The sequence below is a fragment of the Mesorhizobium sp. DxT genome, assembly GCF_058448885.1.
This window is the reverse complement of record NZ_JBZFLJ010000017.1, coordinates 41,661-50,099: the sequence shown is the minus strand read 5'-3', so window position 1 is coordinate 50,099 and position 8,439 is coordinate 41,661. Positions and strand designations below refer to the sequence as shown.

12 protein-coding genes are annotated in these 8,439 nt (G+C 59.3%); 6 read left to right on the top strand and 6 right to left on the bottom strand.

What is annotated here, in order from left to right; all coding sequences use genetic code 11:
• The first annotated feature begins 101 nt into the window (after window positions 1-101).
• From ACVJNE_RS23300 to ACVJNE_RS23285, 4 genes are all read left to right on the top strand, one after another.
• A complete protein-coding gene (locus tag ACVJNE_RS23300; RefSeq protein ID WP_499569128.1) occupies window positions 102-284 on the top strand; it encodes a DUF6894 family protein in 183 nt (60 codons plus the stop codon).
• Window positions 285-361: 77 nt separating this feature from the next.
• Window positions 362-535: a hypothetical protein gene (locus ACVJNE_RS23295; protein ID WP_499569126.1), complete on the top strand. Its 174-nt coding sequence runs from the start codon at window positions 362-364 to the stop codon at window positions 533-535.
• A 44-nt stretch (window positions 536-579) separates the two neighbouring features.
• Window positions 580-855: a hypothetical protein gene (locus ACVJNE_RS23290; RefSeq protein WP_499569125.1), complete on the top strand. Its 276-nt coding sequence runs from the start codon at window positions 580-582 to the stop codon at window positions 853-855.
• Window positions 856-954: 99 nt separating this feature from the next.
• A complete protein-coding gene (locus ACVJNE_RS23285; protein ID WP_499569124.1) occupies window positions 955-1,269 on the top strand; it encodes a hypothetical protein in 315 nt (104 codons plus the stop codon).
• A 1,005-nt stretch (window positions 1,270-2,274) separates the two neighbouring features.
• On the opposite strand, the gene ACVJNE_RS23280 is transcribed toward ACVJNE_RS23285, so the two are convergent.
• Both ACVJNE_RS23280 and ACVJNE_RS23275 read right to left on the bottom strand, forming a co-directional pair.
• A complete protein-coding gene (locus ACVJNE_RS23280; protein WP_173194432.1) occupies window positions 2,275-2,553 on the bottom strand; it encodes an usg protein in 279 nt (92 codons plus the stop codon).
• Between the two features lie 27 nt (window positions 2,554-2,580).
• Window positions 2,581-2,928 carry a hypothetical protein gene (locus ACVJNE_RS23275; protein WP_499569123.1) on the bottom strand — a complete coding sequence of 116 codons (348 nt, stop codon included), beginning with the start codon at window positions 2,926-2,928 and terminating at the stop codon, window positions 2,581-2,583.
• A gap of 334 nt (window positions 2,929-3,262) precedes the next feature.
• Here ACVJNE_RS23275 and groES point away from each other — a divergent pair, with 334 nt between their 5' ends.
• Both groES and groL read left to right on the top strand, forming a co-directional pair.
• Window positions 3,263-3,577 (top strand): co-chaperone GroES, encoded by a 315-nt coding sequence (gene groES / locus ACVJNE_RS23270; protein ID WP_444727693.1) that lies wholly within the window; start codon window positions 3,263-3,265, stop codon window positions 3,575-3,577.
• 56 nt (window positions 3,578-3,633) lie between these two features.
• Complete coding sequence (gene groL, locus ACVJNE_RS23265; protein ID WP_499569122.1) at window positions 3,634-5,262, top strand: chaperonin GroEL; 1,629 nt, start codon at window positions 3,634-3,636, stop codon at window positions 5,260-5,262.
• Between the two features lie 694 nt (window positions 5,263-5,956).
• Here the strand turns inward: groL and ACVJNE_RS23260 are convergent.
• The 4 genes from ACVJNE_RS23260 to ACVJNE_RS23245 form a co-directional block, all read right to left on the bottom strand.
• Window positions 5,957-6,094, bottom strand: a complete 138-nt coding sequence (locus ACVJNE_RS23260) for a hypothetical protein (RefSeq protein ID WP_499569121.1) — start codon at window positions 6,092-6,094, stop codon at window positions 5,957-5,959.
• Window positions 6,091-6,753, bottom strand: a complete 663-nt coding sequence (locus tag ACVJNE_RS23255; RefSeq protein ID WP_499569120.1) for a type IV toxin-antitoxin system AbiEi family antitoxin — start codon at window positions 6,751-6,753, stop codon at window positions 6,091-6,093. The genes ACVJNE_RS23260 and ACVJNE_RS23255 overlap by 4 nt, the downstream gene beginning before the upstream one ends.
• A 24-nt stretch (window positions 6,754-6,777) precedes the next feature.
• A complete protein-coding gene (locus tag ACVJNE_RS23250) occupies window positions 6,778-7,050 on the bottom strand; it encodes a hypothetical protein (protein ID WP_499569119.1) in 273 nt (90 codons plus the stop codon).
• Between the two features lie 167 nt (window positions 7,051-7,217).
• Entirely contained in the window at window positions 7,218-8,396 is a 1,179-nt protein-coding gene (locus ACVJNE_RS23245) for an amidohydrolase (protein WP_499569127.1), read from the bottom strand.
• Window positions 8,397-8,439: the final 43 nt, after the last annotated feature.

Below are 8,439 nucleotides of genomic sequence, written 5' to 3'. Positions count from 1 at the left end.
AGCTGGCGTCCACATCAGGTCTCTCCGAATAGGCTTCGACACCCAATTCGGAATCACGACCGCGCCAGCTACTCAACCCTTTCGAGACGGGCTCTAAGGGGCTGGAATTCAGGAACGAAGAAGAAGCGTTCCGCGAAGCGGTACAAGCAATAACCGAAATGGCCGTCGATGAGGTGCCGGAGGGGAACGATCGTACGTTCCGTATTGTCGTCCTCAATGCCCACAAACAGTCCTTGTTCGAATGCGAACTCACTTTCAAGGCTCGACGCCTGTCTCCCGACTAGCCGGTCATCTCGCGCAGCTTTATCTGGAACGGACTTGCTATGAGCGGGTTGGTGAACATCGGAAAGGAGGTTTTCAAATGAGCAAGACCGATAAAAAAGAGATTCAAGAACGCATCGAAAAAGTGGCCGAACACACAACCAGCGGCGGTCATCTGGGGGGAACAGATTTCGGTCAGAGCGCAGATGCAAAGACGACGACCAGCATCAAGAAGGGTGACAAGGCCCGCTCCAACGACGGCGGAAAATCGTAAGGCGGCAATCCGCTGAGAACAACTTGCGAGAAAGGGAGCAGACCATGAGCAGGCGAAACTATGACGCCAGAACTGATATGCCCAAGGCCCTTTTCGTCGAAGAGCAGGGTCAAGAAGAAGCAGAATCCGGCCCGGTCGTTTCAGACAGGTTGCTGGACGTTGGGGAGCTTGAGTTCAGTTCCGAAGAATCGAGCAAACCTCTAGAAGAGGATGACGACAACGCCTTCCAGCAGAGTGACGAGGCGTTGCCAAATGATGATGACGAGGCCGCCCTGTCGCGAAGGCCTTCGCGCGAAGGAAGTCGTTTCGACGAAGTGTGATGTCTTCGCCACTTCCCAGGATGCGGTGCAGTAGACGAAATGTCCCAAAGCAAGGATGAGTGGGCACGGTTGGTTGCGCTTCCACGGCAGGAGGGCACTATGGCTAGACAGCAGATCTTGACGGACCACAATGCGATACGAGCTTGGGCAGCGGCACGCATGGGCGTCCCAGCCGTAGTCGATGTGTCGTCACAACCGGGCGTTCAACCGCATCTCCTTATCGCCTTCGATCAAGTGGCCTATGAAGATCAGGATCAAGCGGAGCGACCTCCAAATGCCGGCGGGTTCGAGCTCGTGGGATGGGACGAGTGGTTTCGTCTCTTCGATGACGCGGGGCTGGCTCTGGCTGTCCTGACTGAGAAGCCCGGTGTTCTGGATAACAGCCATCAATTCATTAAACGCGACGACCGTTAGTTATAGCAACACGTCGAACGGTGCTGGGAAGCGTCGATCAGTATCCGAGGCGGCCTCCCGCCAGGGGCCGAAACCTGACTTGGGTGCGCAGACAGCGGTTGTTTCACAAAGCCGAGGTTGCCAGTCAGGGGTCGTAGGCCGCAGAGTTCATATCAGGCGCGGGGGCGGCGAACTGACGTGATATGACCGCAACGCCGATGTCCCCGGCATTTCTTCCAACTGAAGCAGGTAACTCGTCAAGGGTGCGAACCAGCCATCTCAACAGTGACAGAACATAATATCCTGCGTGAACCCCCCAGGCTGCCCGCCGACCGTAATATGAAGTGACTGGCCAGCAGGCCCGCAATCTGTGAGACTGGGTACATCGTCAGCCATTTTCTAAGGGCGCTGACGGCTGTTTGCGACCATCATGCTCTCGCCCCAAAGGTTCGGAGATGGCTACGATGTCCGCCAAACCCGTTAACGATGGTATATTCACACCGCGCGATCTCGCTTTGATGTGCGAGGAGTTACGGCGCTCGGAAGCTCCTGACGAAGGTCCTGCAGACCGTGAAGCGCGAGCTGAGATGCTGGTTCAAACCTGGAGCCGTCAGCGGCAAGCCCGAAACGCAGACCAAAGGGAAGGCGGCGAGAGCCGAAACACCTAAGCGGTGCGATCGACGGTTGTCGGTGGAGGACGAACAAGAACTCTATATCGTCTGGCTGCTGCCTTATCTGCGTTGAAAGACCTATCTCTGTTGCGGCGATAAGAAACACGCGGATGCTTTAGTGCCGAACGCCCTGCAAACCGTCATTGCCCAGGTCCACGCTGCTCCCAGCGGCGGAGTGCGCGTGGCTGGATAGCAGAGCTAGGGGCGAGGCCGGCACCTTCTTAGCAAAGTGGACGCAATTGTATCCTCGGAAAGACCTGATGAGACTGCGGCAATATAGGTGGTCACAAGGCATCCGCTGCGCAGCGACGCACCCTAAGCCGTCTGTCGCTCGGCCTACCGCCGACCTTGTCCCTCAATGAACTGATATGATGCCGTCGACGGCCCTCCATTCCGATGGTCTGATCAGACGGTGGTGGGCGACGCGCACGGAATGAAGCGGCCCTTCCAGCGTCTCGCGCCAGTATTCCAGGAACCCGCGCAGTTCGGGGAAGCCGGGCGCAAGGTCGTATTCCTGCCAGACATAGAGCTGAAGAAGGCTGGGATGGTCCGGCATGTGATAGTGGATTTCTGCCGTGGTCAGGCCATATCCTTCCATTTGCAAATGAAACTCTCTGCTCACCGTCTTGGCCATTCAAGTCTCCAAGTTCCCGTTTGAACGTCAGGCATCCAGTCGCTGCCAATGCCCATCCGGCATCGCCTTGCGCGCCATCGCTCTCGCCTCGTCCGGGTGATCCAGTCGATGCAGGGCATCCATGATGACATTAAATGAGATTGGCTGTGGAGTACCCGGCGGGCGGCGCAGGGTCGGCATCGATTCAACCGCGCACGCATCTGACACCCAGGATGACAAAATGGCGCGTTTCTCGCCCATATTTAGCTCCGGGTCGCGAACAACATCATCGGGATGCTTGTAATGGCGCGATGGGGACAACAGGCGATCAAGCGCGACATCCTCTGCTTCAGGCGCGAGTGACGGAATGATCGTTGAGAAATCGGTTCGGCCCATAGCTTACCTCCTTTCGGATTGCCGTTCCAAACTCCAGTTGCGACCATTTTTTGTTGGCGCGTTTCAATAACGCGACCATGGCGAAAATTTTGTCGTCTCCTTCGAAAAAATCAAGCCTTTTTGTGTTCCGGGTGCCGTAGAAAGTTGCACGATTTCAGGCCCCTAGCACTCGTAACGACCAAGTGCCAAAATTTTTCGCCAGCCCTCTTGAAACGTCAAATTTCTCAAACTAGCTCCATGTGCGCGCAATGCCGCAAGGGTTGCGCACCCCGTACCGGACCCGGTCCGGTGCGGAGGAACCTCTCAAAATTTGTTTGTCCTGAAGGAGAACGAGATGACGTTCCGTCCATTGCATGACCGTATCCTGGTCCGCCGCATCGAAGCCGAGGAAAAGACGGCCGGCGGCATCATCATCCCCGACACCGCCAAGGAAAAGCCACAGGAAGGCGAAGTCATCGCCGTCGGTTCCGGCGCCCGCGACGACACCGGCAAGTTGGTCGAGCTCGACGTGAAGGTTGGCGACCGCATCCTGTTCGGCAAGTGGTCCGGCACCGAGATCAAGCTCAACGGCGAAGACCTCCTCATCATGAAGGAGAGCGACGTCATGGGCGTGATCGAAGCGACCGCCGCACTGAAGAAGGCCGCGTAAGGCTTCTTCCATTGCTCAACCAGTCAACGAAAGCTGCCTACTGAAGGAGTGATCCAATGGCTGCTAAGGAAGTCAAGTTCCATTCCGACGCGCGCGAGCGCATGCTGCGCGGTGTCGATATCCTCGCCAATGCGGTAAAGGTCACGCTCGGCCCCAAGGGCCGCAATGTCGTGATCGACAAATCGTTCGGCGCCCCGCGCATCACCAAGGATGGCGTGACTGTCGCCAAGGAAATCGAGCTTGAGGACAAGTTCGAGAACATGGGCGCCCAGATGGTGCGCGAGGTCGCAAGCAAGACAAACGATCTCGCCGGCGATGGCACCACGACCGCAACCGTCTTGGCTCAGGCGATCGTGAAGGAAGGTGCCAAGGCCGTGGCCTCCGGCATGAATCCGATGGACCTGAAGCGCGGCATCGACAAGGCCGTCGACGCAGTGGTCGCCGAGCTCAAGGCGAATGCTCGGAAGATCTCGAAGAACGACGAGATCGCGCAGGTCGGTACCATATCGGCAAACGGCGATAAGGAGATCGGCCGGTTTCTCGCGGAGGCCATGCAGAAGGTCGGCAATGAAGGCGTGATTACGGTCGAGGAAGCCAAGACTGCCGAGACCGAACTCGAGGTTGTCGAGGGTATGCAGTTCGACCGCGGCTACCTGTCGCCCTACTTCATCACCAACCAGGACAAGATGCGCGTCGAGCTCGACGAACCCTACGTGCTGATCCACGAGAAGAAGCTTTCCAATCTTCAGGCACTGCTTCCGGTTCTCGAGTCTGTGGTCCAGTCCGGAAAGCCCCTGCTGATCATTGCTGAAGATGTCGAGGGTGAGGCTCTGGCGACTCTTGTCGTCAACAAGCTGCGCGGAGGCCTCAAGGTGGCTGCGGTCAAGGCACCGGGCTTTGGCGATCGCCGCAAGGCTATGCTCGAGGACATCGCCATCCTTACCGGCGGTACCGCAATCAGCGAAGATCTCGGCATCAAGCTGGAAAACGTCACCCTCCAGATGCTGGGCCGGGCCAAGAAGGTGGTCATTGAGAAGGAGAACACCACGATCGTGGACGGTTCCGGCTCCAAGGCTGGAATCGAAGGTCGCGTGAAGCAGATCAGGGCGCAGATCGAGGAGACGACCTCGGACTACGACCGCGAGAAGCTCCAGGAGCGTCTCGCCAAACTTGCTGGCGGCGTTGCTGTTATCCGCGTCGGCGGCTCGACCGAGGTCGAGGTGAAGGAGCGCAAGGACCGGGTGGACGATGCGTTGCACGCTACGCGCGCCGCGGTCGAAGAGGGCGTATTGCCTGGCGGTGGTGTCGCTCTGCTGAGGGCGGCCAAGGCACTGGAGACCATCCAGGTCGACAACGCGGATCAGCGGACGGGTGTGGAGATTGTCCGCCGCGCGATCGAGGCGCCGGTCCGCCAGATCGCCGAAAATGCCGGTGCCGAAGGCTCGATCATCGTCGGCAAGCTGCGGGAGAAGGCCGAGTTTGGTTGGGGCTGGAACGCCCAGACCGACGAATTCGGCGATCTCTACAAGCAGGGTGTGATCGACCCGGCAAAGGTCGTTCGTACCGCATTGCAGGACGCAGCCTCCGTAGCCGGTCTGCTGGTGACGACCGAGGCGATGGTGGCTGAGAAGCCGAAGAAGGACACCGCGCCCGCCCTGCCCGCCGGCGCAGGAATGGACTTCTAGATCAACTGCGAGGCCTGCGCCCGATTACGGGCGCAGGCATCATCGATCAGGGAGGCTGTCATGAACATGGTCCCCAATATCGGCACGATCGCTCCACCGAATTGTCCGCCGAGCGATTTCGTTGGCCATCAGGCGGAATGCCGCTCAACGTTCAAGCCGTGGCTTGAAGGGTTGCTTGCCAAGGCGGAAACTGCCGGGTGGAACCGCCGGACAGTGGCTTCGACACTGATGTTTCTGTCAGCGCAGAGCGCCTCACGGCCGTCACCTACGCGTAACCGCGAGGGATGAGCCCATGCCGCTCACAGCGGCTGGACGATTTTGACACCGACGAAGGCGGTAGACCCGACTGCCGCCTTCCGGAGCAGGGAGAAGGACGTTTCGGGAGACTGAAGATGATCGTGTATTTGCCACCGTGTGTGCAGCGATTCTTCGCCGTTTTTTGTCACCACCATTTTCCTGGCCTTCTCGGGGTGCGCCGTGGCCCCTGTCGCGGCACAATCTCCATTTGCGGAAACCGTCGAAGCGCGTCCCCTTGCCGAGGGCTGGATGATGTGCCGCAAGCTGTCAACAACATTGCCGTGACCTCGCGCGCCGGCAGAAACCAACCCGCTTTTCAACGCCCCTTATTATCGCCGCTTCTTCGACCTGCCGCAGATGCCGCAGTAGCGGCAGAAGATGAGTGCCGGCTCCGGCGTCAGCGCAGTGTGGGACCGCCCACAAGGTAAGCCGAATTTTTCCAAGGGCCGAGGCCGCGCAGCAGCGTCACGATAACCCGTTCGCAGTTCTCTGTGACCTCTTGTTTAAAGCCGCTGGCCTGAGCGGGTTTGTTCATCGGAAGCCAATCCTTTCTCGCCGCAGGTGTTCGGCCATTTCCTTTCCGGGCCCGCCGCTGCGCAGCAGGTCCAGATAGACCTGCACGGGGCTTGCGAGCCAAAGGTTTCCGGCCCGTTCCCGAAACAGAAACTCTCCGCGCGAACGGGTCTCTATGACATCGAGATTTGCGCCTTCGTTCACCGGCCTTACTTCCAGTTCCGCATAAAGGTCGTTGGCCCGGCGGCTGGAGAGCAAACGGCAGGTCACGCGCGATACAGAGGTAAGGTGCGGTGCATAGGCCTGTGCCGCGCTTTGCTCAGTCAGGACGTACTCAAGATCGAGGTGCTCGCAGGTATCGGCAAGCCGGTGGGCTATCGCCTCAGGATCGTGCGAGGACAGATAGAACCTGCGGTAGCTTTGGCGCCGCGCTGCGAGCCTCTGTTTCTGCCACTCGTCCAGCAGTGCGCCGGGATCGGTGAGCCTGCGTCCCTTGGAAGGGCCTTTCCCTTTCACGGTGAGCCGTTCAAAGCGCTCAAGCGCCGTGAGCGTCTCGGAAACCCTCGCGGGCGACACTTCGGCCAGCTCCGATAGCTCCTTCACGCCGAACCAGTCTTTGTGCTGCATCAGCAGCGCATGAAGAACCTGCGAGCGCTTACCCCTGAACAGGCCGCGTATCAATGCATGTTCAGGGAAATATAGGCATTACGCCACGCCGTCGAAGAAGCGCTTGCGATAAAGGGGATTGAATACGACGAGCTGAGAACTTCCCTCGTTCCAGACCGTAAGCGCAGGGAAATGGCCCTGGTCTTCGACACCCTGGTCATCGAGAACAGTTGGTACGGGCTGGAGGTCTTCCGGAGGCTCGTTGCGCTTTTCAGCCGGGACAGCAATCATTCCGTGCGGGCAGGCTATTACATCGATACGGGCGCAGGACAGGAGCTTCTGCTCGGGGCAATGCAGGATCGTAGACAGCAACGAGCGGTCGAATCGAAGCCCCTAAATGCAAATTTGCCAAAGTGCACAACGTGGGCAGGCGTGATCGGTCTCGATCTTCCCGTCAGATGCAACCTGGCAACGGCTATAAATCCTTGTTGCGCCGCCTGGCCAATATCGCGGAATGTGGGCCGTGTGATCCTGCCCCCTCATTGATTTTCCATGCAGCTCGCCAGCGTTTCCGAGAATATGCGGATGCCGATCGGGATCAACTCGTCTCGGAAGTCGTATTGCGGCGTGTGCACCCGCGGCCAGTCGGGCCCCGAGCCAAGGAAGAGCATCGCTGCTTTTGCACCGCTTAAACCGAACTGTCCGAAATCTTCCGACCCGACAGACGGTACAGTCTGGTTGATCCGCGTTACACCCGCGCGCTCGATACCATCGGCAAGAATGGCCGTCGCCTCTGCATCGTTGATCGAGGCGGTGAAGACATCGTCGTAGCTGACGTCGAACGACAAGCCATGGTCCCTAGCAGTATCGGCGATCAGGCCCTCAACATGTGAGACGAGATCTTCCATGTCGTCGTCATAGACGGTACGCAACGTCGCCATGATCTTCGCCTCCCCCGGCGCAACGCCGAAGGACTCCGCGCCCATGGATGCATGCGTTACGGTGACCATGGTGAAGCCCGGCCCGAGTGGCTTGTCGCTGCCGCAGCCTACCAGGGCGGGCATCAACTCACAAACGGCCGGCATCGGGGAGCGGCCGTCGGCGGGTCGGGAGGCATGCGCAGTGCTGCCCGTCAAGCGAATGCGGATACCGCGCGACGCGCAATTCGCCGGCCCGACGCCGAGCTTTGCAGAACCGAACTCCACCTCGGGTGCGTTGTGCAGCGAGAATGCCCAGTCCGGCTTGAATTCCAGATAGCGGGGATCGGCCACAACGGCGGCCGCACCGGCACCGTTTTCCTCCGCCGGCTGGAACATCAGCACTACCTTGCCGCTGGTCGGCCGCGCCTGTGACAGGATGCGTGCCAGGCCGAGCAGAATGGTGGAATGGCCATCATGCCCACACAGATGCGCCTTGCCTGGGACTGTCGAACGATGCTCTACGTCGCCGAGTTCCTGGATCGGCAGCGCGTCCAGTTCTGAGCGAAATAGAATTGTCGGCCCAGGAGCGCCGCTGTCATAGATCGCGGCGATACCGTGCCCGCCCACCCCGGTCAGCAGCTTGTCGGGTTTAGTGCGGGTCAGCATGTCGCAGACCCGGCGGGCCGTCTCGCCTTCTTCTCCCGAAAGTTCCGGGTGGCGATGAAGCTCCTGCCTGAAGGCGGTGAGTTCGCGCAGGTCCTCTTCGGAAGGCAACGGGAAGATGAGTCGGTTTGTCATCTCAGTGGGCGGACCGTACTGAAAAAAAGATTGACGGGCGGCC